This window comes from Paenibacillus sp. LHD-117 (assembly GCF_030929555.1).
Classification (GTDB): domain Bacteria; phylum Bacillota; class Bacilli; order Paenibacillales; family Paenibacillaceae; genus Pristimantibacillus.
In genome coordinates this window covers 106,433-130,980 of record NZ_JAVFVT010000018.1, presented here as the reverse complement: position 1 = coordinate 130,980, position 24,548 = coordinate 106,433, and the positions used below count along the sequence as shown (strand labels likewise).

Genomic DNA, 24,548 nt, shown 5'->3' with positions numbered 1-24,548 from the left:
TACGATTTGCAAAGAACTTCACCCCCAACGGGGATAATCACTGGAGGAGCCGGATGCGATGACCCGCAAGTCCGGATCTGTGAGAGGCCTATGCGCATGCGCATAGGCCTACTCGATTTGTTGCAAAATTCGACAAAAACTTATGAAGATTTCGCGAGACTCGTTTCAATACATCCACTCCGATTCCGATAAAAATAGTAAGGCTAGCGACGACGAGGGGTGTAGATGTTCATGAAAATTTCGTTTGGCATGAAGATGGTTATTTTGGCTGCAATACCTTTATTGTTTTATACGTTTACCGGTTTGTATCTGCTCGGAGAGCAGCGCAAAGTGTTCGATGATCTATCGTCATCGATCTACGAAACAACGAATCAAGCGAATACGTTCCTGTTAAACGCGGACCGGGATTTATACCAATCGTACATGGCTTACGCGCTGATGGAATCCGGAGAGCTTGACGCCGCTGCATTCGCGGCGGCGAAAGAAGAGATGGCCGCAAACAAAGACCAAGCGCTCAAGCGGGTCGCTTCCGCCAAGGCGATTTTGGAGTCAAGCGGTTTGCTAAGTGTTGCAATCGGCGAATCGGGCAAGGAGAGCGGAGAAATTTTCGAGCAGTTCGACACCAGCTTCGGCGAGTGGTACAAGGAAGCCGCCAAATCCGTGGATGACGGCAAGGCGCAAGTCTTGAACGCGAAGATCGACGGGCAGTTCCAAAGCGCTCGCGGAGGCGTCGACGAAGTGGTCCATAGTGTGGATCTGTACGCGGGGGAGAAAATGGCGGAGATCGAATCCCGTCTGGACGAGACGCAGCTCTCAACGTTCATCGGCATCATCGTCGTGACCATGTTGCTTCTTATCATGGTGACGTTCATGACGCGCGCGATCACGAGAACGATCAAGAGCGTGCTCGACAAGACGAAACGCGTGAGCGAAGGCGATCTGACGTCGCCTCGCGCGGAGCGCTACGGCAAGGACGAGCTTGGCCATATTTTGCGGTCGGTGGACGATATGATCGATCGGATGAATACGCTTATCTCCGGGGTTGTGTCAAGCTCGACGCAAGTAAAAACCTCTTCGTCCCGTCTGTCGATCGCATCGTCGGAATCGGCGGCCGCATCGGAGCATGTGGCCAAACAAATCATGGAGGTTTCTCAGCATGCGGAAGCGCAGGCGAGGAGCGCCGAAGAAACTTCGCGGGCCATCGAGGAGATGGCCGTCGGCATCGGGCGGATCGCGGAGAATACGTCCACGATGGCCGATCATTCCATGTCGACTTCATCGGAAGCGGCGGAAGGGCAGCTTGCGCTTGGGCGCCTGGATGAACAGATGGCAGGTCTCGGCGACGTTATTAAACATCTGTCCGGCATCATCGCAACGCTGGAGAACCGTTCCGAGCAAATCGGCTCCATTGCCGAAAATATTACGACATTCGCGGGTCAGACGAATATCCTTTCCCTGAACGCGTCGATCGAAGCGGCAAGGGCAGGCGAACACGGCAAAGGTTTCGCGGTCGTCGCGGGCGAAATCCGGAAGCTCGCCGCGGGCTCTCTTGCATCGGCCGAAGGGATCAACAAGCTCGTGAACGAAACGCGCGGCGAAATCGCGAGCGCGTCGGCCGCGATGCGCCAGACGCTCCGCGAGGTGGACGAAGGAAGCGAACGCGTGAACGAGCTGAAACGTCGATTGAACGCGATCGGCGCGGCAGTGAACCTGATGGCTGAACAGCTTCAGGAAAGCTCGGCGATCACGGAGCAGATGTCTGCCAGCTCGGAGCAAGTGAGCGCGACGACGGAGCAAACGGCGGCCACGGCCGGAGCCAGTCTGGAGAAAGCAGAGAACGTCGCTGCGGCGACGGAGGAACAGCTGGCGCTCATGGACAACATCGCGTCTGCTTCTCGCACGCTCGATGAGATCGTCGACCAGCTTGGCTCGGCCGTCGGGCATTTTAAAGTGAAGGGGTAACCCGAGGAAAAGCTGTTCCGTCATGTTGTGCGGAGCGGCTTTCTTTTTTTCGAAATAAAGTTATGCATGAATTACCAAAGGACGTAACTTTTTCTTGGCATGCTCCGTCTATGATGTAAGATTAGAATTATGAAGATAGAGATGTGGAAGGGGGATGCTGGTACGCTAATGCGAGCGACTGAAAAAGAGGAGCAAAGCTCCGTGGAGGAGCTTCACGATTCTGCCCATATGGCAGCCGATATTGCAGTCGAAGAAACGGCTTTGGACAGCAGCCGAACGGCTTTGCTGACGGTCAATCAAGTGGAACGCATGTTCCAAGTCGGCGGAAACACGCTGCATGTGCTGAAGGGCATCCAGATGGAAGTCCATCCGAACCAGCTCGTCATGCTTAAGGGTCGTTCCGGTTCGGGCAAGACGACGCTGCTCAACTGCTTAGGCGGCCTGGATACGCCGAGCAAAGGCGAGATCTTATTCAACGGGCTGACGTTCAGCAAGATGAGCGATGACGAGCGGACGCAAGTGAGACGCAAGGAGATGGGGTTTATTTTCCAAGCCTTCGCGCTTATGCCGCTCTTATCCGCCTGGGAGAACGTTGAATTATCGCTGCGTATGGCGGGGGCGCCGCGGTCGGAGTGGAAGGGCCGGGTGGAGCAATGCCTGGAGCTGGTCGGTCTCGAGAAGCGGATGCATCATCGTCCGTTCGAGCTGTCCGGCGGCGAGCAGCAGCGGGTCGCGATCGCGAAGGCGATTGCCCACAAACCGCTTTTGCTGCTGGCCGACGAACCTACCGCCGAGCTGGACACGGGCATGTCCGCGCAAATTATGTCGGTATTCCAAACTATCATTCGCACAGAAAACGTCTCGATTTGTATGACTACACATGATCCTACGATTTTGGAGGTTGCCGACCATGTCTATGAAATGGTGGACGGGAAATTTATGTAAACAAACGATGATCGCCGCGCTGAGCGTGTCGCTCGTGTTCGCCGGCGGATGTTCGTTATTGCCGGACGAGAAAGCGGAAGAGGTGCTGCCGGAGATCGTGCCGCCTCAAATTTCGAAGAAACCGGAATACGAGGTGACGACGAAGACGCTGGAAACCAAAGTGCAGGTGATCGGCAAGATCATTTCCACGCAGGAAGAAACGCTTTATTTCACCCTCGACAACAAACATTTGAAGGCATTGTACGTCAAGACGGGCGATACCGTGCAAGCCGGCGACGTGATCGGCGAGCTGGATGTCGAGGATTTGAAGAAGACGCTCCGCATGGAAAGGCTCGCGTTCAAACGCGAAGAAAACGCGATGAAGGAAACGCTCCGCATGCGCGACGAGATGGAGCCGCTGGAATTCGAGGAGAAACAAATCGCCTTCGAGGAGAAACGGCAGAAGCTGGTCGACATGGAGGAGGAGATCGCCAAAGCGACGATCGTCGCGCCGTATTCAGGAACGATCGTATCCGTCAGCGCCCAGAAAGGCGACGTCATCAAAGCATACGCGCCGATCGCGATCGTGGCCGATACCGCGCTCATGACGCCGGCAGCCAAGCTCACCAAGACGGAGCTCGAGAAAATCGCGCCGGGCATGGAGGCCGTCATCAGCATCAGCAGTGTCGGCAACTTCAAGGGCAAAGTGAAGCAGCTGCCCGTCAAATCGACGGAAGGCGATGGCAACGGCAATCCGCCGACGGGCGAACAAAAGCCCGAGCGCCCGGAAGATTTTATGATCATCGACATTCCGGAATTACCAAAAGGCCTTAACCGAGGTACGCCGATCTCGATCAACGTCATCACGAAACGCACCGAGAACGCGATCGTCATCCCGCCGTCCACGCTTCGCAACATCGGTTCTCGCACTTATGTTCAGGTTATCGACGAAGAAGGCAAACGCGAGGTGGACGTCGAAGTAGGCCAGCAGACCGCCACGGATATCGAGATTTTGCAGGGGCTGAAGCCGGGGCAGAAAGTCGTAGGTCGATAGACGATGGGTATTCCGCTGTTTCGTTTCTTATTCCGCAAAATGTGGAATACAAGGTGGTTAACGTTAAGCACGCTCGCCGGATTGACGATGGCCGTCGCGTTCGCTACGAGCATTCCCATGTACGCGGACGGAGCGCTCAAGCGGGTCGTCGCCCAGTCGCTGCAGGAGAAAAGCACGGGAATGCCCGCGGGGTCGCTGCTCATGCGGTTCCAATCCACGCCTGGCGAGAAAACGGATTTGGCCGCGCTGACCGAGCTTGAGCGATACATCAAGGAGAACGTCCCGCAAAATATCGGATTTACATATGGCACTTACCAAAAAACGTATTCCATCCGCAGCTCGGACGTCGTTCCCGAGGATCCGACCAAGGTGGATGCGGGCCGCAATCGTCAGTTATCCCTCATGACGATGTCCGGCTTGCCGGAGCATGGGGAGATCGCGCAGGGCAAGTGGTTCGACGAATCGGCCGGCGACGGCAAAATCATCGAAGCGGTCATGCTGGAAGAAGCGATGTACCGCAACGACATACATATCGGAGACGTATTCGAGTATCCGGTATACGGCGGCCTGAATCTGACGCTTCGCGTCAAGATCGTCGGAGCGTTTAATCCGACCGATGCCGCCGACGCTTATTGGTATCAAGGGCTTGAAGGATTGCTGGGCACGCTTCAGATCAGCGAAGCGACGTTCCAGAAGGTGCTGCTCGAGCAGCTGCGCATTCCGCTGCACAACGGCGGATGGTACTACGCGTTCGATCTGACCGAGATCAAGACGAGTCAGCTTTCGCCGCTCGGAAGAACACTAGAGAGGCTGAATATCGAGCTTTATCAGCGGCTCAAGGATACGCGGGTAGAAATTTCGTTCGCGTCGACGCTCACCGAGTTCCGCAAGCAAAGCTTGCAGCTCCAGACGCTGCTCTTCACGCTGGCCGCTCCGATGATCGCGATGGTGTTCTACTTTATCGCGATGAACGCGCGGCAATCGCTGGATAAGCAGCGCAGCGATATCGCCGTCCTGCGCAGCCGCGGGGCGGGAACGAAACAGATCATCTGGATCTATCTGCTGGAAGGGCTGCTGCTAGGCGCCGTCGCGCTTGCGACGGGACCGTTCATCGGCTGGTTCATGGCGAAGAGCATCGGCTCCGCTAACGGCTTCCTGTCCTTCGTCAACCGGAAGTCGATACCGGTCGGCTTTTCGACGGAAGCGATCATCGCCGGCTGCGCCGCGGTGCTGCTCGCCATTCTGGCAACGGTCATCCCGGCCGTGATCTATGCCCGCTCGTCCATCGTGAGCTACAAGCAGGAGCTCGCGCGTTCGGATCGCAAGCCGGCCTGGCAGCGCTGGTTCCTCGACGTGCTGCTGCTGGCGGCGGCTGGTTATGGCTGGTATATGTTTAACGAACGCCAGATGCTGACGTTCCAGACGGGCATGACGACGGATCAGCTGAACGTTCAGCCGTTCCTGTTCTTCGTGCCGGCGCTCGCGATCTTCGCGCTGGGGCTGTTCTTCCTGAGACTGTTCCCTTGGCTGCTTAAGCTGTTCAATTGGCTCGGCCGCAAGTTCCTGCCGGTGCCGCTGTACTTGACGCTGACACAGCTGTCGCGATCGTCCAAAGGGTATTATCCGCTCATGATCCTGCTCGTGCTAACTCTGGGACTAGGCGTGTACAACGCTTCGGCCGCCCGTACGATCGATCTGAACTCCACCGAACGCACCTTATATAAGTACGGATCGGATGTCATTATTCAGACCGTATGGGACGGAACCGCCGAAGTGACGCCGCCTACTGGAGGCAATGGCGGTGGCGGAGGCAATGGAGGAGGCAACGGAGGCGGTAACGGAGGCGGCAATGGAGGAGGCAACGGAGGTGGCAACGGCGGGGGAGGCAATGGCGGCGGCGGTAACGGCGGCGGTGTTCCGACCCGCATTCTGTACAATGAACCGCCGTTCGAAATTTTCCGTACGCTTGACGGCGTGGAAGCGGCCGCTCGCGTATTGAAAGCCAAAGGCAACGTCGTCATCTCGGGCAAGTCGATCGGCCAAGGTACGATTCTGGGCGTCGACAACAATGATTTCTCCAAAGTGGCATGGTTCCGAGACGATCTGTACCCCGTTCATCCGTTCCGTTACTTGGCGAATCTGGGATTATCCGAACACGCGGCCATCATACCGACAGGGGTCGCAGAGAAGTACCAGCTGAAGCTGGGCGATACCGTATCCGTCGGCTTCACCGACGGCATGATCGACTTCTCGGTCGTCGGCATCCTGCCGTACTGGCCAAGTCAATATCCGGACAAATCGCCGTTCATCATTACGAACTTGGACTATATTTACGATCAGCTCCCGATCATGCCTTACGAGGTATGGCTGAAGATGAAGCCGGACGCGCTTGTCGCGCCGATCGTCGAGAAGCTCCAGAAGGAAGGCATCGAGCTTGCGTCGGTGGACGATGTCCGGACCGAGCTCATCACGCAATCGAAACATCCGACGAGAGGTGGCGTATTCGGCATCTTGAGTCTCGGGTTTCTCGTCTCCGTCGTCATCACGCTTGCCGGGTACATTCTTTATTGGTTCTTCAATCTATCGGGGCGCGTCGTGCAATTCGGCGTCCTGCGCGCGATGGGATTGTCGCGCAAACAATTGACGGGCATGCTCTTGCTCGAGCAGTTGTTCACCGCGGGGCTCGCGATCGGTCTCGGCATTCTGATCGGCAAGGTCGTCAGTTTGATCTTCCTGCCGTTCCTGCAGACGGCCGACAACGTGGCGGAGACGGTGCCTCCGTTCCGGGTCGTCTTCGAGGCGAGCGACACGAACCAGCTGTTCTACGTCGTCGGTTTCATGATGATCGTCGGCGCTATGCTGCTTTTCCTGCATATTCGCAGATTGAAAGTCCATCAAGCGGTCAAAATGGGAGAGGAGCGTTAACGGCCAATGATTCATTGCGAAGGGTTAGTTAAAATTTTTAAAACCGACGATCTTGAAGTCGTAGCGCTCCAGGGGCTCAACCTGACGGTCGAGGAAGGCGAGCTGATGGCCATCATCGGCAATAGCGGCAGCGGCAAGTCGACGCTGCTCAACACGCTCGGCGGCCTCGACCGCCCTTCCGCCGGCCAAGTGAAAGTCGGCCCATGGGATCTGCTCAAGATTTCGGAAGAGGAGCTTGTTCAATACAAGCGGGAAACCGTCGGCTTCATCTGGCAGAACAACGCAAGAAACTTGCTCCCTTACTTAACGGCGCTGGAGAACGTCGAAATGCCGATGATGTTATCCGGCAAGGTCGACCGCGACTACGCAAAACAGCTGCTGGAGTGGGTCGGACTGAAGGAGCGCATGCTCAACAAGCTCCATCAGCTGTCGGGCGGTGAACAGCAGCGGGTCGCCATCGCGATTTCGTTATCGAATCGACCGAAGCTTCTGCTCGCGGATGAGCCGACGGGCTCCGTCGATACCGCGACTTCGGATCTCATCATGGGCATCTTCCGGACGCTGAACCGCGAGCTCGGCGTTACGATCGTCATTGTCACGCACGACATGACCCTCGCGAGCAAGGTGGACCGGGTCGTCGCGATCCGCGACGGTCTGACGAGCACGGAATTCATCAAACGCAATCCGAATATCGGGCTTGACGGAGGTGATGCGGAGCTGCCGTCCGCCAAAGGGTTATCGGGCGTGCACGAAGCGTATGTCGTCGTCGATCGGGTGGGGCGGTTGCAAGTGCCGAAGGAATATTTGACCGCGATAGGCATTAAGGACAAAGCAACGATGGAATTCGACGGGGAGCGGATCATCATCTCTTCGCCAAAATTATTGGGGGGTAATGACAAATGAAAAGGAATGGCATCATCAAATCCCGGTTTTCCAAATGGACCACGGTCATCATGACGCTGACGCTGCTTGTCGGCTTGTTGTCCGCGTGCACGGGCGGCAACGACCCGTCAGAAGCAGAGACACGAGTGCTTCGCATCGGCGTCTTGTACGGCGGCTCCGACAACGAGCCGTACTTCCGTCAACAGTATACCGATATGTTCGAGTTCCAGTATCCGAACATCGAGTTCGAAATCGTAGGCGCCGTCAACTACGACAGTCAGCGCTTCACGCAGACTTCGGAGCCCGGCAAGCCAGCCGATCAGCCCGATCCGTATGAAGAGATGAAGAAGCTGATGACGGGACAGAATCCGGTGGACGTGGTCGTCATCGACTACAACCTCCTGAGACGTTTCACGCAGGATAACCTCCTGAAGCCGCTCGATCCGCTCATCTCGCAAGACAAATTCGATATTACCGATTACGTGCCGACAGTCATCGAAGGCATCAAGGCGGCAGGCGACAACAGCATCTACGCGCTGACGCCAACCTTTACGTCTTCGGCGCTGTATTATAACAAAAAAATATTCGCGGACATGAACATCGAGCCGCCGACCGACAAAATGAGCTGGAGCGACGTCTTCGCGAAAGCCCGCCAAGTGGCGAACGGCGAAGGCGAAGACCGCACCTTCGGATTCTCGTTTAACCGCTGGTCGTCCGACGGCTTCAACGACGTGCAAACCTATACTACGGCGCTCCAGCTAAGAACGTGGGACGACAAAGGCGAGAAGATGCTCGTGAACAGCGACCAATGGGCGGAAGTGTTCGATACAGTATCCGGCCTGTACAAAGAGAAGATCGTTCCCGACCAGGAATTCATCAGCAAAATGTACGAAAAAATCAATGCGGAAGGCGGCGTGGATCCGTTCTACGGCGATTTGTTCGCGCAAGGCAAGATAGCGATGATGATCGGCGAATCGTATTACGTGAACGAACTGAAAAAGTTCAGCGACAACGCGGCCAGCATCAAGGACTTTACGATGGTGGATTGGGATGTCGTAACGGTGCCGACGCATCCGACGAACGTCGATTCCGGCGGCAACATTACGCTTAGCCAGCTGATGGCCATCAACACCAACGCGCAGAACGCGGATGATGCTTGGGAGTTCATCAAGTTCTCCAATAGCAAGGAGTGGGCGAAGCTGAAATCCAGAAGCAACTACGAGCTCGTCGCGCGTAAGGAGTACCTGAAGCCGGTTGCTGGCATGGAATACAACATCGACGCTTTCACGATGTTGAAGCCTCTGCCTCCTACCTCGGTCAACGAAGAAGAAATTTACCGCGAGAAGCCGGGCATCTGGGAGGCTCGCCAAATCGGCTATGAGCTGTTCCAAAAAGTGCTCGAAGGTACGATGGATACGAAAGCGGCGCTCGCCGAATGGGAGACTAGAGGCAACGCGATTCTGGCCGGACAATCCGAGATGGGCGGAGATGGCGGAATCGGGATTCCAAGGCCGATGGATGACGTGGCGACGGACGCCGTAACAAAAGAAGAAGTCGTCGAGACCGTCGAGTAATCGAAAACAAGGCTCCTTCACAGAGTAAGCCGCCTTCCTGCGCACCGATCGGTGCGCGCGAAGGCGGCTTTTTCGATTATGAAGAAGGCAGTGCAGTCTTAACCATTGCCCAGCTGGAAGGACTGGTAGGCCGTCCAGCCGCCTTGTTCGGTCTGGTAGAGGAGGTGGATACGGTCGATAAGCGTCGCCAACCGGATTTCCTTCATCCTCAGGTTGCCGTATAGATCATGCAGCTCGTCAGGCGGCATATTTCTCCCGATCGTAATATGCGGCGTATATACGTAATTAGGAAGTGTCTGCTCCAGCGGACCGCTGCAGACGGCTTCGTGCAGCATGGCAACGGGAGAGGGGTCCTCCAAGGCGAAATAGAGCGTCGGTGTGACCGGGAAAAACGTGGATACCCGGTTAAACTTCACCTTGAAAGGGCTAAGCGTTGCCGCTGTCTTCTCCAATTGCTCGACCGCAAGTCTCAGCTTGGTTTCGTCCCAATCTTCCGCTTCTCGAATGGTCATGTGAGCCGCAATATTGCAATAATGGGGATCATGGCGTATTCTCCAGCTATTCGCTTCGTCCTGAACCGCTTTCTCGGGAAATACGGCAATGCCGTACAGCATGTAGACCAACTCCTTCTTCTTCATTCGTTTATTACTATTAGTATACCCCAACCGTTGGAACGCTAAGAACAGTCAATGCGATGGATTCCCGACTTTTGGGGTAATCTAATGGCAACATCATTGGCGAAATACGGGAGGACATCATGATGAAAATGAAATGGGTTTATTGGCTGCGTTTATACGAAACCAAATTTCAAGCGGGATGCTTAGTGCGGCGAATGGAAAACGATTGGTGGATCTATGGTTACGACTGCCCCCGCGAGGTCGAAGTGTTCCGGTCCCGGAAGGGCAGGTACGGCGTTAGATTTCTTCCTTAGAAGAAAAGAATGAATTCGAAAATAATGCTTGACTGGGAAGTATAACCTGTAGTATATTAATTGATGTCGCCATTAAAGATGCATTTGTTGAAAATGGTCAACGTCGCGGGGTGGAGCAGCTCGGTAGCTCGTCGGGCTCATAACCCGAAGGCCGCAGGTTCAAATCCTGCCCCCGCAACCAAACTCGACTAATACGTTATTATAACGTCTATCGAGGGCCCTTAGCTCAGTTGGTTAGAGCGGTCGGCTCATAACCGATTGGTCGGGGGTTCGAGTCCCTCAGGGCCCACCATTATTCGCAACTGTATCGACTAACCATGCCGGGGTGGCGGAACTGGCAGACGCACAGGACTTAAAATCCTGCGGTGGGTGACCACCGTACGGGTTCGATTCCCGTCCTCGGCACCATTTATTTTTGCATACATAACCTAAGAGCCCGATGCGGTCTTCGCTGCATATGGGCTTTTTTTATATGCATCGCGAGGAGGAGAGAATATGAGAACATGGCCGGACAATGATTGGGGAGTTGTACTGCGGGAGGAATTCGAGCAGCCCTATATGAACGAACTTATGCGTTTGATTGACGAGCAATATGAACTAGCAAACGTATTCCCGCCCAAAGACGATTTGTTGAATGCGCTTAGATACGCTTCCTACGAGGAGACGAAGGTCGTCATTCTCGGGCAAGATCCTTATCATGGAGCGGGACAAGCCCATGGGCTGAGCTTCTCCGTACGGAAAGGCGTCAAGTTGCCGCCGTCTCTTCGCAACATTTTCAAAGAGCTGGAGGCTGATCTAGGCTGCAAGCCGCCAGAGCATGGCTGTCTGGAATCGTGGGCGCGCCAAGGCGTATTGCTGCTCAATACGGTTCTGAGTGTGGAGGAAGGGAAGCCGGCTTCCCATCAGGGGTTCGGCTGGGAGAAGCTAACGGATCGCATCATCGAACGGCTGAGCGGAAGAGAGACTCCGATGGTGTTTCTCTTGTGGGGCAAACATGCCGAAACGAAAGCGAGGATGATCGACGGAACCCGCCATTTTGTACTGACGTCCGCTCATCCGAGTCCGTTGTCGGCGCGCAAAGGGTTCTTCGGCAGCAAGCCGTTCTCTCAAGTAAACGCATTCCTGGAACGAAACGGGCAAACGCCTATTACGTGGGAGATCTAATTCGAATGAGAAAAGGCGCCTCTTGGACTTTTTTACGAGTCACTGGGGCGCCTTTGCGTTGGTTTATTCCTCGCTGCTCACGCTGGCGTCGGGAGATCCTGTCGACGATGACGAAGACATGGACTCCGCAAGTACTGGCTTCAGCTTAGCATCTACGAAAGTGGACACTTTCACTTCCGTAATGACCTGCGGATACATTTTGTCCGGATCAGGTTGTACGGCTTCTACGTTCAGAACGGCTTTATCGCCCTCGAAGGAGATTGAAGCGATGCGCAGGCCATAACCGGGGTTCGGCATTTGACCGGTTACGGTTACTTTGTTTACGTCCGCGTTAACGGCTTCGACGTTAAGCTTGAGATCGTAGGCGGGCAATTCGGGTTCCGGTTCGATTGGCGTCTGCTCCTTCACGAATTTGATGGCATCGTACAGCCAGCCAGCCGCTTCGCCGCGGGTAATGGCTTTTTTTGGATAGAAGTTGTTTTTCTTATCCAATGAAGCGATTTTGCTAATCAGAAGCTTCTGGATGCTGTCCATGTACTTGGCATCGACGTCCGCTTCGTCGTTCAACAGCATGAAGATTTCGATAAAGGCGTAATCGCCTTTGGTCATCATGGCTTTGAACAGATGGTGCGCGTATTGTTCTTTCGTAATTTTGTCGCCGGCTTTCACATCCTTCGGAATGTCTAGTCCGTAGAAATCCGCAATAACGAACGCTTGGGAATACCATGCGTCATCTTCCAGGTTAGGATGGTTGTCGCTGGCAAGCGGCATTCTGATGAATCGAACATGGTCGATGTTCAGATCAAGACCTTTCACGATCATCGAAACGGCCGAAGCATAGGTCAGTGTGCCATTCGGCTTGAATTCGCCGCCCGCATATCCGCTCAGGATGCCTTTTTCCTGCAATGCGTTTATTTTATCCGCATTCGGATCCTTGGAGACGTCGGAGAAAGCCATGACGGTTTGTCCGAGAGAGAATAGCATAATGGCCATAAGCGCTACGATTAACAACGGTTTTTTCTTCATTCGTTCACCTCGATATGTTTTTGCAGCTGCATATACTTTGACGGAAACTTTAGCCAATAAGTTGCATAAGAGATGCGGATTCATTTTTTTAAAAAAAATACGAAAACACTATTGACTAGTATCTCCACGTTTGATATATTATATCTTGTCACTGCGATTTGATCTGTTAGCTCAGCTGGGAGAGCACTATCTTGACAGGGTAGGGGTCAGTGGTTCGAGCCCACTACAGATCATACGGAAAACCCTTGGGAAACCAAGGGTTTTTGTCATTTCTAGGCATATAATTATGACACGAATATTATGAAATTTAGCATGTGCGTATTTATCTCATGTAATGGTTTTCCTGATTTTCATCAGTTCATGAATGAAATAATCAAGTTGATTTTGCGTGGCCGCGATATGCACATGTTGGGTCCGGCTCTGGTCCACGAGTTCATTTTCAAGCATTTCCAGAGCTAGTCCGGCGGAAAAAGCTAGTATCCCATCTCCTATTGCGGCGAGGGATGCACCGATAAATTCAAGCCTAGTAATTTCAATTTCGCGTAGAAGCTTTTGCTTTTCATCCATGGCCCATATCCTTCCTCGACATTATTTATTAACTTATGCGAGTGAAGAAGAAGACATGTCGCCAGATCGAGACGGCCCCGGACAATGCGCCAAAAGGTGAGCTTGCCGTCTCGTGACAGGGTAGGGGCAGTGGAACAAGCCCTGTATATATGGCGAACGACTATTAAGGTCTTATGGACACCCTCGTACCGATGGGGACGAGCGCCTGCAGCTCTAACACATCTTCGTTGTACATGCGAATGCAGCCGAGCGATACCAAGTGGCCGATGGATGCCGGATTGTTTGTTCCGTGAATGCCGTAATGCGGCTTGGAAAGTCCCATCCAGAATGCCCCGAAAGGCCCGCCGGGATTGGCTTGTTTGTTGATAATGGAGAATTCGCCGGTTGGCGTGCTTGTCGCGATTCGGCCGATTCCGACCGGATAACCGCGAACGACGATTTCATCCTCCAGCAAATATAAATGTCGATCCGATAAGTCGACGATAATTCTTCTGTAAGGCATAGATGCTCTCAACCTCCTTACCTCATCTTATGGGGAGGTAGGGCAGATGAACTGGGTTGTATATTAAGGGTTGAAAAAATGTGTGTTCAAATTATACCTTTCAAGTATAATGTATCCATGGTTAATGCTGGATGCATTTTTTTTTTTTGTTTTCGGACCCGATTCGACAACGAGAGGAGTTCATATGCCGATGAATCATTTGTGCGCGATGAATAATAACGTTACAATTCATTATTTGGATTCCGGGGGAGAGTCGTGCTTGACTCCGTTGCTGATCTGTCCGGGACTGTCCGAGACCGCGGAGGAATATGAAGAGTTCGTCGCCTTCCTGCAGCCCAGAAGATGCGTGGTCCTGTCCTTCAGGGGCAGGGGGAAGAGCGGCACGCCGGAAGCCGGTTATGGTCTAGAGGCGCATATTGCCGATATCGAAGCGGTAGTGAAGGAGGCAGGGCTGGAGCGGTTCCATTTGTTCGCTTATTCCAGAGGCGTATCCTACGCGTTAGGTTACTTGGAAAGGCACGAGTCACAAGTCGTTACCGTCTTGCTCCAGGATTACCCGCCCGAACATAAACAGATGACTGTCGATTGGGCGGAGTCGTATATCCACGACTACTTGATCCCTTATGAACGTCTTTCCAATATTCGAGCCGAGGCGGTAAGAGGCATTCAACGAGAGTCGGTTCAGCGGGAATTCGGTTTTGCCATTAAACAACCGTTGCTGATCATGAGAGGGTTGTTGGAGGGAAGTTTAGTCGATGACGAACATGTCCTCCGGTACCGGAGCATGGGCGCTCATGTCGAAGTGCGCGAATTCGAACAATCGGGGCATGACATACGGAGCACTGAGAAGCTCGTGATGTTCGAAACGGTTCGATCGTTTATCGATCGGCATGACCACCATGCATATGAAGCCGGGAACCTTACATATACATGATTCATCCTTGCTGCTTTACGGCCGAATTGTGGAAGCCGAGAACATCGAAGCGATTTGGATTCACGGTTTTTTTTTCCAGATGGTTTTAACCGACTAATTTTAGAAGAGGTGTATACGATGAATGACATGAATCATTATTCGAACACGAATGCCTACGCAAACCATGGCGAAGAAGTGTTTCTGAAGGATCCGGCTGGGTTTTGGATCCGGTTTGGCGCCATATTATTGGACGGACTCATCATCGGCGTTCCTCTCGCGATCCTGTCGTTAATTTTGAGCGGCGGCGAGGATGCCGAAAACAATGTAACGAATGCTTTATCCTTTTTTTATTCCTTGCTGCTGCCGGTCTTCTGGAACGGCTACACGATCGGCAAAAAAATTTGCGGCATTCGAATCATCAGGGTCTTGAACAACGAACGTCCGCATATCGGGAACATGCTCATGCGCAATTTGGTCTGGGGAATCGCAATCGTGATTACGTTTGGTATCGCCTTTATCGTCGATATTTTTATGGTAGCTCTGCGGGAGGACAAACGAGGCTTGCATGATTTTATTGCGGGCACGCAGGTCGTGCGCGATTAGTTCAATCATTTGAGAGCGAGGGGGCGATTCATCCGTTAATCGCCTCCCCCGCCTCCCCCGCCTCCTCCGTCACCTCCGCCAGAACTCCCGCCGCTGTCTCCACCGCCGTCACCGCCGACGTTGTTCCCGCTTGAATCCCCGTCATGCCTTCTATCATAATCTCCATGCAGAAACCCCGCATCCCCTCCATACGATGAACGATGTTTTTGCGGTCCTTTTTTGAGCACGGAACTAATGACGATAATGCCGATCAGGAGCAATATAAACACGATAAAGATGGCCTTCACTTGTTTTCCTCCTTCGCAACTTTCCGAATAAACGGGTAATAGTAATATAATAAGGAATATTTGATAAATAAGGAAGCGGGTGGACCGATGAAACGCGCATTGATCGTCATTGATTATACGGTTGACTTCGTCGTGGGGAAACTTCCATGCGGCGAATCGGCCGTCGCCATCGAGGCACGGATTGCCGAATTGACGGAGGCATTCGCGCTCGCAGGCGACGAAGTCGTGATGGCCGTCGATTTGCATCATGAGCAGGATCCGTACCATCCCGAGTCGGCACTGTTTCCGCCACATAATATTGAAGGAACTGCGGGGCGCGAGCTGTATGGAAAGCTTAACGACGTTTACGATCGGCATAAGGATCGGATCTATTGGATGGACAAAACCAGGTATAGCGCCTTCTGCGGGACGGACTTGGAGCTGCGGCTGCGGGCCAGAGGTATCACAGATATCCATCTAGTCGGCGTATGCACCGATATTTGCGTCCTGCATACCGCCGTTGACGCGTATAATAAAGGATTCCGGCAGACGATTCATGTGGACGCCGTCGCCAGCTTTAACGCGGCGGGACATGAGTGGGCGCTTAGCCACTTCAAAGAAACGTTGGGCGTGAATGTCACGGGACTGGGAGTGACGGAGAAGTGAGCACCGAACCACTAACGCTGCATACGGACAAATATCAGATCAACATGATGTACGCGCATTGGAAACAGGGGACGCACCGGAAACGGACGGCATTCGATCTTTACTTCCGGAAGCTGCCTTTCGGGAACGGTTACGCTGTTTTCGCGGGTTTGGAGAGAGTTGTTCATTACATACAAAACATTAGGTTCGGCGACGAGGAGCTTGCCTATTTGGCGCAGCAGGAGGAAGGTTACGAGCAATCATTCCTGGACGAGCTCCGGCAATTCCGCTTCACCGGGAATCTCTATGCGATGCCGGAAGGGACGCTGGCGTTCGGAGGCGAGCCGTTGCTGCGCGTAGAAGCCGCGATATTCGAAGCGCAATTCATCGAGACGGCAATGCTTAACTTCATTAATTATCAGACGCTAATCGCGACGAAAGCGGCCAGAATCAAAGCGGTCGCGCCGGAGGACGGCCTTCTTGAGTTCGGCACGAGGCGCGCTCAAGAGGCGGATGCCGCGGTATGGGGCGCGAGGGCCGCATACGTTGCGGGCTTCGACGCGACATCGAACATGCGGGCAGGAATGTTGTTCGGCATTCCGACGAAAGGCACGCATGCACACGCTTGGGTGCAATTCCACGACACCGAAGCGCAGGCGTTCGAGCGGTTCGCGGATGCGCTTCCCGACTTCGTGACGTTGCTCGTGGATACTTATGATACGCTTAGAAGCGGCTTGCCGAACGCGATTCGGATAGCGAAGCGGCTCGAACAACGCGGGAAGACGCTAAGAGGCATCCGGTTGGACAGCGGAGATCTTGCTTACCTGTCGAAGGAAGCGCGGCGAATGCTGGACGAAGCGGGATTTCCGCATGTGAAAATAACCGCTTCGAACGACTTGGACGAACATCTCATTTTTAATTTGAAGGCTCAGGGCGCTCGGATCGATATTTGGGGAGTTGGGACTCAGCTTATCACGGCTGCCGATCAACCGGCGCTCGGCGGAGTTTATAAGCTGGCGGCGCGCGAGAAGGACGGCATGATGGAGCCCGTCATCAAGCTCTCCGGCAATCCCGAGAAGGTGACGACGCCAGGCGTGAAGGCTGTTTATCGGATCGTGAATGACGAGACGGGCAAAGCGGAAGCCGATTACATCGCGCTCGCTGAAGAGGATGATGTGACGAGGAAGCAGCCCATCAAGCTGTTCGATCCGCTCCATCCCTATTTGCAGAAGACGGTGAGCCGCTATACGGCGATCCCGTTGCTTCGCCCTATTTTCGAGCATGGTGAACTGGTCTATACGCTTCCGGACTTGGAGGCGATCCGGCATTATCATCAAGAGCAGCTGAGGCAGTTCTGGCCGGAATACCTGCGCAAGCTGAACCCCGAGAAGTACCCCGTGGACTTGAGCGTGAAGCTGTGGGAGCTGAAGAAAACGATGATGGAGAAATTCCGCCCATACCATATCGGCCCAGCTGAATAGACTGCTATCATAACCACGCGATGGGCGGGATCGAATGGCATGTCCAATCCAAAAAAGGGAAGGGAAGTCTCCAAGGATGCCAAAAGCTCAAAAAGCTCCTCAACGCTGTCATCGGATGATGTGGCGATCATTGCGGCCGTAGTCACTGTCATAGGCGATTTGCTTACGTTATGGGCACTAATTTTGGCCAAACAAGAGGACGACGATGAAGCGGTAGAAGAAGGACTTCTGGCTTTAATTTCGGGCAGAAAAAAACCGAGGAAGAGATCGTAACGCTCTCCATCCTCGGCTTTTTGTCGTGCATGATTCGGTTTGGCTATGATCCTTTTGGAATATCGCATTTGTTTTGGATGAACCGGATTTGATTTTCCAAATGGTTCATTTGCTCTTGCCAATCCGCTTGGCGATCATCCGTGTTCTCCAGCTGCCGAAGCTGCTCCATGAGCTGGGGTAGGTCGGAAGAGGCATTGGCGCAGTCGTAGTTGCTGTCGATAGATCCCGTCATCGCATTGTCCCCTTTGTTAGGCGTCAGAAGCCTTTGTTTGCTAAGCCGACCATTAGTTTACGCCTATCCTTGCCGAATATGCGTGGACAAACATACTATTCCCGGTCCGCTCCGCATAGGGTAATAAAAAGGCGCAGGGAGGGACGGCGATGGCTTCGGGATATGCGATTTTGTCTATATGGCTCATTGGCATGTTCGGCATCATAGGAACGTTGATCGCATTATTGGTCAATTTCATGAAGCAGGATTCGTGGTCGTACGATGAACGATTCATCTGGTTTCGGAAAATAAGGGAATAATCGGCAGCGCGCCGAGGCATGCTAGTTCCGTAACGGATTCCAACCATTCGGGAGGAGCGAGCAGCTATGGATCAAAGCAATGGAACCCAAGCATCAAGCGAGACGATCGTTGCAGTTCAGAAAAACGGCGACGGCGATTTGACCGCCTTCAGAACATCTTCCGGCAGAGACTTGGACTACGCGACGGCGCTTCAAGAAGTACAAGCCGGCCGTATAGCCGGCGTGAACGCGTTCAAAGGCAGGGACGGAGAGACTTATATCCGGGGCGATGCCGACGGCGATCCATCCAACAACCTGGATCAGCTCCCGCTGTTCTAAGCCGCAAACCCAATCGTCGTGCACGGAAAAACCCCCGGTTAATCGATAAGGACGCCTGATAGGAATCCGATTCCTAGGCCGACCCTATGGCGATTCTTCGGGGGTTTTCTTGTTTGTTTCGCATGCCGAAAGGTTTATACTTCGTATCTCTTGCCTTGCTGAACGATCCGCATCGCTCCCGTACGCCCCAGGTAATCCTCGATCGCATCGCCATAATGCATAAGCCAAACCTTCTCTTGCAGTTCTTGCGGAAGCGTCAGCAGCTCATCCAGGCAAGCGTGTACCGCGCCCGGTGCTTCCAGCTGGCAATCGTGGTAGATCGTCTCCACGCCAACATGAACCAGCGAACGCAACAGCTCGCCGTTAAACCTCATGTCCGCCGAATAGAAGAACCGTTCGTTGAAGAGGAAGGAGAAGCTGTCCTTGCCCGGAATATGATCAGTTTGGATCAGCTCGGCCGTAATGCCCGGCAGCAGCTCGTGCCGTTTGCCGGCTGTCAATGGTCTCACCTCGAAGAAGTCCTCCAATCGGTTCAACTCCCCTTGGATGAGCCCGCCTTTCAGCGTATGCTCCCATAACGGCGTCACCAGCTGTTCGGCGATATAGAGCACGGGTTTGCGCCCAAACTTAAACATCATTTGGAACGCCAGTTCCTCCAGCCCGCCGACATGATCCCCGTGGATATGGCTTATCAATACGGCATCCAGCTCCGAGAAGGAAATATTCTGGTCATGCAGCGCCTTCGGCAGCGTGATGCCGCAATCGACGAGAAGCCTGCTCTCGCCCGACTCGATCAAAGCATTGTTATTATTAAACCGTTTGGCGAACGCGCTTCCTGTTCCAAGCATGATGATGAACATGGCAGATCCCACTCCTTTGACGAAAATACGGCAGTTCGCCGCTCTATCCCCACTGTAACAAAATTTGCGGAGGCTTGCCATTTCTGGGCGCACATTACGTTCCGGCGACATACGATGTGGAAGCTGGATCACGAGCGAAGGGGATGGGCAGGATGAGCAAAGGCGGCAGCAAAAGCGGCAAAGGGAAAAACGCGAAGAAAAAACAAACGGTCAGCGACCGCAAGCAAGTCAACTACAAGCTGGTGCTCTCGGAAACCTGCAGGGTATGCAAGACGCCTTGCGCCAGAGGGATGAACTACTTGGCGCGCATGCAAGAGCCGGGTGCCGTCGGGAAAGGCGTGCCCTGCATCCTGACCAAAACCTACGGGTAATAAGGATTTTGATATTTCCCAGGCAAGCGCAGGTTTCAACAGCATTTGACAAATCGATCTATTTATGATTTATATTAAAAAATGATATAAAAGAGCGCAACTTTGCCGATTAACCGGAGTATAACCTTACATCCAGAATATGCGGATGGAGGTTTAGGCATCGATGAAATTCAGGAAAATCGCGATTATGCTGCTGCTGCTTTCCTTATGGGGCGGTTCGATGATTTTCGCGGACGCCGCTTCACAGAAGGTACGCGTCATGATTAACGGCATTGAACAGGACGAAGGGGGCGTGCTGCTCGACGGCAAAACTTATTTGCCGCTGCGCCAGCTTGCCGAAGCGATGGGGGCCGTCATTCGTTGGGATGACAACAATAAGAGGGCCGTTATTTACAAACCCAATGTCCATATGTTCCTTTACAAGGGCAATACGCCTTTCGGCGTCGTCGACAAGGGCTACCAGGGCAAGATCAAGGTGTTCTCCCAAATCGATAATTTGAAAACGGATATATCCGGCGTGAAGGTAACGATCTCCGATCCCTACGGGAAAGAACGGTTCATTCAAAGCGAATCCGTCACGAACAACAGCGATACGTTCTGGTTCGTGACCGACGAGTTCGACTACAAGTTTGACGCGAGCGGCAAATATACGGTGCGGTTCTACTTGCGCCTCGCAGGCTCAGACGAGTGGGTGCCCGTGTCGGAGAAGCTCATTACATCTCGCAACGCATGAGTCGCCAAAACCCCTCTACGGAGGGGTTTTCTTGCGTTTGACCCGACATGGCATGTCATGATACGATGGGCAGGTATGACTAAAATCATTGAAATGGGGTAACAATCATGAGCGAGCATCAGCATGGGCCAGATTGCGGCTGCGGACATGATCACGATCACGAACACGAAGAGCATGTGTTTATCGTGACCAACGACGAAGGCGAAGAGCGCGAGATGGTCATGGTATATACGTTCGAATCCGAGAACAACGCCTATGCGGTATTGCTGGATCGTCAAGATCCGGAACAAGACGGAGTCATCTTCCGCATCGAAGAAGAGAACGAAGAAGCATACCTGGTCGGCATCGAAGACGATGCGGAGTGGGAGCGCGTAACGGCGATCTACGAAGAAATCGCGCGTACAGAGAACGAAGAGCAATAATAACCGCGCGAGCATGATAACGGGCTGCGCGGCCGGGTGAAGAACCCTGGCTGCGCAGCCCGTTATCGTTTTACTGCAATAGAAATGACTTCAATTGAAGTTTCTCATTTGCGCGGGTTGTAATAGATCGTTCGTCCGTTGAACATCGTCAGTTCCGCCTTCAGCTTCTTAGCTAAGTACTTGCACAGCTCGTTGCCCTTAGACTTGTCGCCATGGGTCGATTCGTCCGGCAAGACGACCTGTATGCACTTCACGGACTGTCCGGCGACGCTCTTCGATTCCGAAGGTCCCACGATAATGTGCTTATAATGGCCGGTGATGCCTTTCAAGTAGAACCACCGGTCGTCTCCCGCCGATTCCACCGTGTAGGGGAAGGCGGCGCTCGCGTAATCCCAGCCGAGCTGCTCGCCGGTCAAGGCGGTCTGACTACGGTATTGCAATAACGTGTCTTGTATCTCTTGAAGCGTTATTTCCTGAGCGGTAGAGCCTTCCACCAGCTTAATGTAAGCACTCTGACTCATCGACAATCACCTCTACGCCCATCATAGCATGGGCTGGAAACCTTTACAAGAAGCCGGCATCCCCTAAGAGATGGCGGTTTCTTCGACGATGACTTTCACAAACTCGATGCTTCTGTCCTCCGGTCCTTTGACGGGCAATCCGACCTCGACATGCTCAACGATATAATCGATGTTCGTCTGCGAGATGACTTCGCCAGGCAGCAGGATCGGAATGCCGGGCGGGTAAACGTAGATAAACTCGGCAATAATCCGTCCGGCGGATTCCTTGAACGGAATGACTTCCGTCTCGGCGTAGAATGCGTCGCGAGGCGTTAGAGAAAGCTGCGGGATATCCGGAATTTTTACGACAAGCTCTCGCGCTTCCGCACCTTCGTGGAAGGCATTCGAAAGGCCTTGGAGCGCCTCGATTAATTTCGCTACGGTCTCGGAGGTATCTCCCGGCGTAACTAAGCAAAGAATGTTATACATATCGCTTAGCTCGATCTCGAGATTATAGTTATCGCGCAGCCAGTTCTCGACATCGTAGCCCGTAATGCCAAGATGGCGGACATGAACCGAAACTTTGGTCGGATCGTAGTCGTAAGTTGCTTCGCCGCCGAGAATTTCTTCGCCGAAACAATACAATCCCGGAATTTCGTTAATTTGCTTACGTGCGTCCTGCGCAAGCGCGATCGCGCGTTCCGCGATGCCGCGGCCGTTCAGCGCGAGATTGCGTCTCGACGTGTCCAGCGATGCCAGCAGGATGTAGGACGTCGACGTCGTCGTCAGCATGCTGATGATCGTTTGGACGCGCTGCGGGTTGACCCGGCCCTTCCTGATGTTGAGCACGGAGCTTTGCGTCATCGATCCGCCAAGCTTATGCACGCTCGTCGCCGCCATATCGGCGCCGGCTTGCATCGCGGACATCGGCAGCTTGTCGTGGAAGTGGATGAGCACGCCATGCGCTTCGTCCACGAGCACCGGAATATCGTAACTATGTACGAGATCGACGATCTCCTTCAAGTTCGCGCAGATGCCGAAGTACGTCGGGTTGATAACCAGCACGGCCTTCGCGTCGGGATGGCGCTCAAGCGCGCGACGGACGGAGCGGGTCGTGATGCCGTGATCGATGCCGAGGTTATTGTCGCGAGCCGGCGAGATGAAGACCGGCCTTGCGCCCGCGAAGATGATCGCGGCCATGATCGACTTGTGGACGTTGCGCGGCACGATGATTTTGTCGCCGGGCGCGCAGACGGACAGGATCATCGTGATGATGGCTCCGCTCGTGCCCTGCACGGAGAAATACGTATAATCGGAGCCGAAGGCGTCCGCGGCGAGTTTCTGCGCTTCTTCGATGACGCCGGTCGGTTGGTGCAGGTCGTCCAGCGGCGCTATATTGATAAGATCAATCGACAACGCGTTGTCGCCGATGAATTCGCGAAATTCCGAGTCGCTTCCGACGCCTTTCTTGTGCCCGGGAATATGAAACTGAACGGGATTATGCTCCGCATGCTCGCGAAGCGCAGTGAAGAGCGGGGTTTTATTATGATCCATCGCCGTATCCCTGCCTTTCATCAGATGTGCAAACAAAATAGAGTATAACAAAAACAAGAGGTTTTGCAACCTGCAAGTTGGACTTGTGTCCGCTCCCAGAGCGGCATTCGCGACATTTGTTCCTTAATTGTTCATACTTACCCCGTTCATAGTTATGGTACGATAGTTTAGTGGAGGGATTAACGGCATGAAAGATAAACGTCTTATCATCGTAATGGCAATACTAATGATCACATTTATCGGCTTCGGCATTATCATCCCGGTTATGCCGGAAATTATACAGGAAGCGGATCCGGAAGGGGCAGAGCTGCATACCGGGAGAATGCTGGCGCTTTATTCAGCCGTATCGTTTCTTTTGTCGCCGTTGTGGGGCAACTGGTCGGATCGGATCGGACGCAGGCCGATCATTCTGACGGGTCTCGTCGGCTTCGCGGCGAGCTTCCTGCTGTTCGGGCTTGCTTCCGGCAATCTGGCGCTTATGTACGCTTCTCGCGCGCTCGGCGGCCTGTTCTCGGGCGCCGTCGCGTCCGTCATCGTCGCGTACGTGGCGGATATTACGCCGCCGGAGCAGCGGACCAAAGGGATGGGTCTCGTCGGGATGTCCATCGGTCTCGGCTTCACGATCGGTCCGGGCTTCGGCGGCCTGCTCAGCACCGTCTCGCTCGAGACGCCGTTCTACGCGGCGGCCGCTTTGTCTTTGATCACGTTTGTGCTCGCTCTGCTGAAGCTGAACGAATCGCTTTCGCCGGAGCAGCGCAAGAATCCCGCAGAGAAACGTGCTTCCCGCTGGTCGGCTTTCCAAGGCCCGCTCAAGCATCTGTACATATTGGCCTTCTTCGTGACGTTCACGCTCGCGGGGATGGAAGCGACGCTGCAGTTTTTCGGGATGAGCCGGTTCGACGTTACGCCGCTCGAGGTCGGGCTGCTGTTCTTCGTCTGCGGCATCGTCGGCGCGCTCGTGCAGGGAGGCATCGTGCGGCGAAGAATCAAGAAAGGCGAGGAGCCGAAATACATCGTGATCGGCTTAATCGTATCCGCGATCGGATTTTTCCTGCTTCTGTTCGCGCATTCGCTCGCTTGGGCCATCTTGTCGCTGGCGGTATTCGGCGTCGGCAACGCCTTGATCCGCCCATGCGTGACTTCGCTCATCACGCAGAAGACCCAAGTCGGACAAGGCGTAGCGTCTGGCCTCAGCTCGTCCATGGACAGCCTGGGACGCATTGCCGGCCCGTTGCTGGGATCGCTGCTGTTCACGATGGGCGAAGGCTTGCCGTATTTGTTTGGCGGCATCCTGTGCATTGCGGCGCTGGTATTCGTATTCCGGTTCCGCCAGCTTGACAGCCGGATCACGCGACCGAACATCTCCGCGGAACAAGCTTAATTTCATCGGTATCAAACGCGTCGGGTTTCCTCGAAGAGGGGAGCCCGGTTTTTTTGTGTCCGGAGGACCGTTCCCCCGACTTAGGTCTTGGATTCCGTCAGACCTTTGGAGTGGTTTGAATACCGCCTCCAGACGTTTTTTTGCTTTTTTCCTTCCCGTTATGATGGTAATGACAAAATAAACATT

The 24,548-nt window shown here is 53.8% G+C and carries 28 protein-coding genes and 4 tRNA genes; 23 read left to right on the top strand and 9 right to left on the bottom strand.

From position 1 onward, the window contains the following. Positions 1 to 231: 231 nt before the first annotated feature. The 6 genes from RB620_RS15890 to RB620_RS15865 all read left to right on the top strand — a co-directional run bounded on the left by RB620_RS15890 (position 232) and on the right by RB620_RS15865 (position 9,321). Complete coding sequence (locus tag RB620_RS15890) at positions 232 to 1,962, top strand: methyl-accepting chemotaxis protein (RefSeq protein WP_308095874.1); 1,731 nt, start codon at positions 232 to 234, stop codon at positions 1,960 to 1,962. A 228-nt stretch (positions 1,963 to 2,190) separates the two neighbouring features. Continuing rightward, the gene (locus RB620_RS15885; RefSeq protein WP_308095890.1) at positions 2,191 to 2,907 is read left to right on the top strand and encodes an ABC transporter ATP-binding protein; all 717 of its coding nucleotides are present in this window, start codon (positions 2,191 to 2,193) and stop codon (positions 2,905 to 2,907) included. Beyond that, positions 2,873 to 3,940 carry an efflux RND transporter periplasmic adaptor subunit gene (locus tag RB620_RS15880; protein ID WP_308095873.1) on the top strand — a complete coding sequence of 356 codons (1,068 nt, stop codon included), beginning with the start codon at positions 2,873 to 2,875 and terminating at the stop codon, positions 3,938 to 3,940. The genes RB620_RS15885 and RB620_RS15880 overlap by 35 nt, the downstream gene beginning before the upstream one ends. 3 nt (positions 3,941 to 3,943) lie before the next feature. Continuing rightward, complete coding sequence (locus tag RB620_RS15875; RefSeq protein ID WP_308095872.1) at positions 3,944 to 6,865, top strand: ABC transporter permease; 2,922 nt, start codon at positions 3,944 to 3,946, stop codon at positions 6,863 to 6,865. Positions 6,866 to 6,871: 6 nt separating this feature from the next. Continuing rightward, positions 6,872 to 7,768, top strand: coding sequence for an ABC transporter ATP-binding protein (locus RB620_RS15870; protein ID WP_308095868.1), 897 nt, complete (start codon positions 6,872 to 6,874; stop codon positions 7,766 to 7,768). Further along, a complete protein-coding gene (locus RB620_RS15865; RefSeq protein WP_308095867.1) occupies positions 7,765 to 9,321 on the top strand; it encodes an ABC transporter substrate-binding protein in 1,557 nt (518 codons plus the stop codon). The genes RB620_RS15870 and RB620_RS15865 overlap by 4 nt, the downstream gene beginning before the upstream one ends. A 98-nt stretch (positions 9,322 to 9,419) precedes the next feature. On the opposite strand, the gene RB620_RS15860 is transcribed toward RB620_RS15865, so the two are convergent. Beyond that, entirely contained in the window at positions 9,420 to 9,935 is a 516-nt protein-coding gene (locus tag RB620_RS15860) for a 2'-5' RNA ligase family protein (protein ID WP_308095866.1), read from the bottom strand. A gap of 143 nt (positions 9,936 to 10,078) precedes the next feature. Between RB620_RS15860 and RB620_RS15855 the strand changes: the two genes are divergently transcribed. The 5 genes from RB620_RS15855 (at position 10,079) to RB620_RS15835 (ending at position 11,416) form a co-directional block, all read left to right on the top strand. Next, complete coding sequence (locus RB620_RS15855) at positions 10,079 to 10,252, top strand: hypothetical protein (RefSeq protein WP_308095891.1); 174 nt, start codon at positions 10,079 to 10,081, stop codon at positions 10,250 to 10,252. A gap of 104 nt (positions 10,253 to 10,356) precedes the next feature. Continuing rightward, positions 10,357 to 10,433 (top strand) — tRNA-Met (locus tag RB620_RS15850). 34 nt (positions 10,434 to 10,467) lie between these two features. Then, positions 10,468 to 10,544 (top strand) — tRNA-Ile (locus tag RB620_RS15845). Between the two features lie 27 nt (positions 10,545 to 10,571). Next, positions 10,572 to 10,660 (top strand) — tRNA-Leu (locus tag RB620_RS15840). Between the two features lie 87 nt (positions 10,661 to 10,747). Continuing rightward, positions 10,748 to 11,416, top strand: coding sequence for a uracil-DNA glycosylase (locus tag RB620_RS15835; RefSeq protein ID WP_308095865.1), 669 nt, complete (start codon positions 10,748 to 10,750; stop codon positions 11,414 to 11,416). A gap of 63 nt (positions 11,417 to 11,479) precedes the next feature. Here RB620_RS15835 and RB620_RS15830 read toward each other — a convergent pair whose 3' ends face one another. Continuing rightward, positions 11,480 to 12,442: an S-layer homology domain-containing protein gene (locus RB620_RS15830; RefSeq protein WP_308095864.1), complete on the bottom strand. Its 963-nt coding sequence runs from the start codon at positions 12,440 to 12,442 to the stop codon at positions 11,480 to 11,482. Positions 12,443 to 12,602: 160 nt separating this feature from the next. Between RB620_RS15830 and RB620_RS15825 the strand changes: the two genes are divergently transcribed. Next, positions 12,603 to 12,675, top strand: a tRNA-Val gene (locus RB620_RS15825). A gap of 94 nt (positions 12,676 to 12,769) precedes the next feature. Here the strand turns inward: RB620_RS15825 and RB620_RS15820 are convergent. Together RB620_RS15820 and RB620_RS15815 are read right to left on the bottom strand one after the other, a co-directional pair. Next, positions 12,770 to 13,009 (bottom strand): translation initiation factor 2, encoded by a 240-nt coding sequence (locus tag RB620_RS15820; protein WP_308095863.1) that lies wholly within the window; start codon positions 13,007 to 13,009, stop codon positions 12,770 to 12,772. A 163-nt stretch (positions 13,010 to 13,172) separates the two neighbouring features. Further along, the gene (locus RB620_RS15815) at positions 13,173 to 13,511 is read right to left on the bottom strand and encodes a L,D-transpeptidase (RefSeq protein WP_308095859.1); all 339 of its coding nucleotides are present in this window, start codon (positions 13,509 to 13,511) and stop codon (positions 13,173 to 13,175) included. Between the two features lie 190 nt (positions 13,512 to 13,701). On the opposite strand from RB620_RS15815, the gene RB620_RS15810 reads away from it, so the two are divergent. Next, positions 13,702 to 14,445 carry an alpha/beta fold hydrolase gene (locus RB620_RS15810; RefSeq protein WP_308095858.1) on the top strand — a complete coding sequence of 248 codons (744 nt, stop codon included), beginning with the start codon at positions 13,702 to 13,704 and terminating at the stop codon, positions 14,443 to 14,445. A 126-nt stretch (positions 14,446 to 14,571) separates the two neighbouring features. Continuing rightward, positions 14,572 to 15,027: an RDD family protein gene (locus RB620_RS15805; RefSeq protein WP_308095888.1), complete on the top strand. Its 456-nt coding sequence runs from the start codon at positions 14,572 to 14,574 to the stop codon at positions 15,025 to 15,027. A gap of 35 nt (positions 15,028 to 15,062) precedes the next feature. Here RB620_RS15805 and RB620_RS15800 read toward each other — a convergent pair whose 3' ends face one another. After that, positions 15,063 to 15,314: a hypothetical protein gene (locus RB620_RS15800; protein WP_308095857.1), complete on the bottom strand. Its 252-nt coding sequence runs from the start codon at positions 15,312 to 15,314 to the stop codon at positions 15,063 to 15,065. Between the two features lie 87 nt (positions 15,315 to 15,401). Here RB620_RS15800 and RB620_RS15795 point away from each other — a divergent pair, with 87 nt between their 5' ends. From RB620_RS15795 to RB620_RS15785, 3 genes are read left to right on the top strand one after another with little or no spacing between them, the layout of a single operon-like run. Further along, positions 15,402 to 15,959, top strand: a complete 558-nt coding sequence (locus RB620_RS15795; protein WP_308095856.1) for a cysteine hydrolase family protein — start codon at positions 15,402 to 15,404, stop codon at positions 15,957 to 15,959. Continuing rightward, positions 15,956 to 17,419 (top strand): nicotinate phosphoribosyltransferase, encoded by a 1,464-nt coding sequence (locus tag RB620_RS15790; RefSeq protein WP_308095853.1) that lies wholly within the window; start codon positions 15,956 to 15,958, stop codon positions 17,417 to 17,419. Before RB620_RS15795 ends, RB620_RS15790 begins: the two co-directional genes overlap by 4 nt. Positions 17,420 to 17,458: 39 nt before the next feature. After that, positions 17,459 to 17,692 (top strand): hypothetical protein, encoded by a 234-nt coding sequence (locus RB620_RS15785; protein WP_308095852.1) that lies wholly within the window; start codon positions 17,459 to 17,461, stop codon positions 17,690 to 17,692. Between the two features lie 43 nt (positions 17,693 to 17,735). Here RB620_RS15785 and RB620_RS15780 read toward each other — a convergent pair whose 3' ends face one another. Then, entirely contained in the window at positions 17,736 to 17,924 is a 189-nt protein-coding gene (locus RB620_RS15780) for a DUF2524 domain-containing protein (RefSeq protein ID WP_308095851.1), read from the bottom strand. Between the two features lie 149 nt (positions 17,925 to 18,073). On the opposite strand from RB620_RS15780, the gene RB620_RS15775 reads away from it, so the two are divergent. Next, positions 18,074 to 18,223 carry a hypothetical protein gene (locus tag RB620_RS15775; RefSeq protein ID WP_308095849.1) on the top strand — a complete coding sequence of 50 codons (150 nt, stop codon included), beginning with the start codon at positions 18,074 to 18,076 and terminating at the stop codon, positions 18,221 to 18,223. Between the two features lie 66 nt (positions 18,224 to 18,289). Then, positions 18,290 to 18,541, top strand: a complete 252-nt coding sequence (locus tag RB620_RS15770; RefSeq protein ID WP_308095847.1) for a DUF3892 domain-containing protein — start codon at positions 18,290 to 18,292, stop codon at positions 18,539 to 18,541. Between the two features lie 134 nt (positions 18,542 to 18,675). Here the strand turns inward: RB620_RS15770 and RB620_RS15765 are convergent, their stop codons facing one another. After that, complete coding sequence (locus RB620_RS15765; protein WP_308095845.1) at positions 18,676 to 19,401, bottom strand: MBL fold metallo-hydrolase; 726 nt, start codon at positions 19,399 to 19,401, stop codon at positions 18,676 to 18,678. Positions 19,402 to 19,553: 152 nt separating this feature from the next. On the opposite strand from RB620_RS15765, the gene RB620_RS15760 reads away from it, so the two are divergent. From RB620_RS15760 to RB620_RS15750, 3 genes are all read left to right on the top strand, one after another. Continuing rightward, the gene (locus tag RB620_RS15760; protein WP_308095844.1) at positions 19,554 to 19,772 is read left to right on the top strand and encodes a hypothetical protein; all 219 of its coding nucleotides are present in this window, start codon (positions 19,554 to 19,556) and stop codon (positions 19,770 to 19,772) included. Positions 19,773 to 19,935: 163 nt separating this feature from the next. Beyond that, complete coding sequence (locus RB620_RS15755; protein ID WP_308095843.1) at positions 19,936 to 20,505, top strand: stalk domain-containing protein; 570 nt, start codon at positions 19,936 to 19,938, stop codon at positions 20,503 to 20,505. 107 nt (positions 20,506 to 20,612) lie between these two features. Next, complete coding sequence (locus tag RB620_RS15750; protein WP_308095841.1) at positions 20,613 to 20,927, top strand: DUF1292 domain-containing protein; 315 nt, start codon at positions 20,613 to 20,615, stop codon at positions 20,925 to 20,927. A 104-nt stretch (positions 20,928 to 21,031) separates the two neighbouring features. Here the strand turns inward: RB620_RS15750 and RB620_RS15745 are convergent, their stop codons facing one another. Both RB620_RS15745 and RB620_RS15740 read right to left on the bottom strand, forming a co-directional pair. After that, positions 21,032 to 21,448, bottom strand: coding sequence for a DUF1885 family protein (locus RB620_RS15745; RefSeq protein ID WP_308095840.1), 417 nt, complete (start codon positions 21,446 to 21,448; stop codon positions 21,032 to 21,034). Between the two features lie 63 nt (positions 21,449 to 21,511). Next, positions 21,512 to 22,981, bottom strand: a complete 1,470-nt coding sequence (locus RB620_RS15740; protein ID WP_308095838.1) for an aminotransferase class I/II-fold pyridoxal phosphate-dependent enzyme — start codon at positions 22,979 to 22,981, stop codon at positions 21,512 to 21,514. 187 nt (positions 22,982 to 23,168) lie between these two features. On the opposite strand from RB620_RS15740, the gene RB620_RS15735 reads away from it, so the two are divergent. Next, on the top strand, positions 23,169 to 24,362 hold the full coding sequence (locus RB620_RS15735; protein ID WP_308095837.1) for an MFS transporter: 1,194 nt from the start codon (positions 23,169 to 23,171) through the stop codon (positions 24,360 to 24,362). Positions 24,363 to 24,548: the final 186 nt, after the last annotated feature.

What these genes read in the sequence shown, in the direction of transcription:
- RB620_RS15830 (WP_308095864.1), bottom strand. Translation starts at nt 12,442, where the DNA reads ATGAAGAAAAAACCGTTGTTAATCGTAGCGCTTATGGCCATTATGCTA.
- RB620_RS15815 (WP_308095859.1), bottom strand. Translation starts at nt 13,511, where the DNA reads ATGCCTTACAGAAGAATTATCGTCGACTTATCGGATCGACATTTATAT.
- RB620_RS15885 (WP_308095890.1), top strand. Translation starts at nt 2,191, where the DNA reads ATGGCAGCCGATATTGCAGTCGAAGAAACGGCTTTGGACAGCAGCCGA.
- RB620_RS15820 (WP_308095863.1), bottom strand. Translation starts at nt 13,009, where the DNA reads ATGGATGAAAAGCAAAAGCTTCTACGCGAAATTGAAATTACTAGGCTT.
- RB620_RS15765 (WP_308095845.1), bottom strand. Translation starts at nt 19,401, where the DNA reads ATGTTCATCATCATGCTTGGAACAGGAAGCGCGTTCGCCAAACGGTTT.
- RB620_RS15855 (WP_308095891.1), top strand. Translation starts at nt 10,079, where the DNA reads ATGATGAAAATGAAATGGGTTTATTGGCTGCGTTTATACGAAACCAAA.
- RB620_RS15775 (WP_308095849.1), top strand. Translation starts at nt 18,074, where the DNA reads ATGGCTTCGGGATATGCGATTTTGTCTATATGGCTCATTGGCATGTTC.
- RB620_RS15835 (WP_308095865.1), top strand. Translation starts at nt 10,748, where the DNA reads ATGAGAACATGGCCGGACAATGATTGGGGAGTTGTACTGCGGGAGGAA.
- RB620_RS15750 (WP_308095841.1), top strand. Translation starts at nt 20,613, where the DNA reads ATGAGCGAGCATCAGCATGGGCCAGATTGCGGCTGCGGACATGATCAC.
- RB620_RS15875 (WP_308095872.1), top strand. Translation starts at nt 3,944, where the DNA reads ATGGGTATTCCGCTGTTTCGTTTCTTATTCCGCAAAATGTGGAATACA.
- RB620_RS15745 (WP_308095840.1), bottom strand. Translation starts at nt 21,448, where the DNA reads ATGAGTCAGAGTGCTTACATTAAGCTGGTGGAAGGCTCTACCGCTCAG.
- RB620_RS15880 (WP_308095873.1), top strand. Translation starts at nt 2,873, where the DNA reads ATGTCTATGAAATGGTGGACGGGAAATTTATGTAAACAAACGATGATC.
- RB620_RS15735 (WP_308095837.1), top strand. Translation starts at nt 23,169, where the DNA reads ATGAAAGATAAACGTCTTATCATCGTAATGGCAATACTAATGATCACA.
- RB620_RS15760 (WP_308095844.1), top strand. Translation starts at nt 19,554, where the DNA reads ATGAGCAAAGGCGGCAGCAAAAGCGGCAAAGGGAAAAACGCGAAGAAA.
- RB620_RS15770 (WP_308095847.1), top strand. Translation starts at nt 18,290, where the DNA reads ATGGATCAAAGCAATGGAACCCAAGCATCAAGCGAGACGATCGTTGCA.
- RB620_RS15870 (WP_308095868.1), top strand. Translation starts at nt 6,872, where the DNA reads ATGATTCATTGCGAAGGGTTAGTTAAAATTTTTAAAACCGACGATCTT.
- RB620_RS15890 (WP_308095874.1), top strand. Translation starts at nt 232, where the DNA reads ATGAAAATTTCGTTTGGCATGAAGATGGTTATTTTGGCTGCAATACCT.
- RB620_RS15755 (WP_308095843.1), top strand. Translation starts at nt 19,936, where the DNA reads ATGAAATTCAGGAAAATCGCGATTATGCTGCTGCTGCTTTCCTTATGG.
- RB620_RS15805 (WP_308095888.1), top strand. Translation starts at nt 14,572, where the DNA reads ATGAATCATTATTCGAACACGAATGCCTACGCAAACCATGGCGAAGAA.
- RB620_RS15740 (WP_308095838.1), bottom strand. Translation starts at nt 22,981, where the DNA reads ATGGATCATAATAAAACCCCGCTCTTCACTGCGCTTCGCGAGCATGCG.
- RB620_RS15860 (WP_308095866.1), bottom strand. Translation starts at nt 9,935, where the DNA reads ATGCTGTACGGCATTGCCGTATTTCCCGAGAAAGCGGTTCAGGACGAA.
- RB620_RS15780 (WP_308095851.1), bottom strand. Translation starts at nt 17,924, where the DNA reads ATGACGGGATCTATCGACAGCAACTACGACTGCGCCAATGCCTCTTCC.
- RB620_RS15785 (WP_308095852.1), top strand. Translation starts at nt 17,459, where the DNA reads ATGTCCAATCCAAAAAAGGGAAGGGAAGTCTCCAAGGATGCCAAAAGC.
- RB620_RS15810 (WP_308095858.1), top strand. Translation starts at nt 13,702, where the DNA reads ATGAATCATTTGTGCGCGATGAATAATAACGTTACAATTCATTATTTG.
- RB620_RS15865 (WP_308095867.1), top strand. Translation starts at nt 7,765, where the DNA reads ATGAAAAGGAATGGCATCATCAAATCCCGGTTTTCCAAATGGACCACG.
- RB620_RS15795 (WP_308095856.1), top strand. Translation starts at nt 15,402, where the DNA reads ATGAAACGCGCATTGATCGTCATTGATTATACGGTTGACTTCGTCGTG.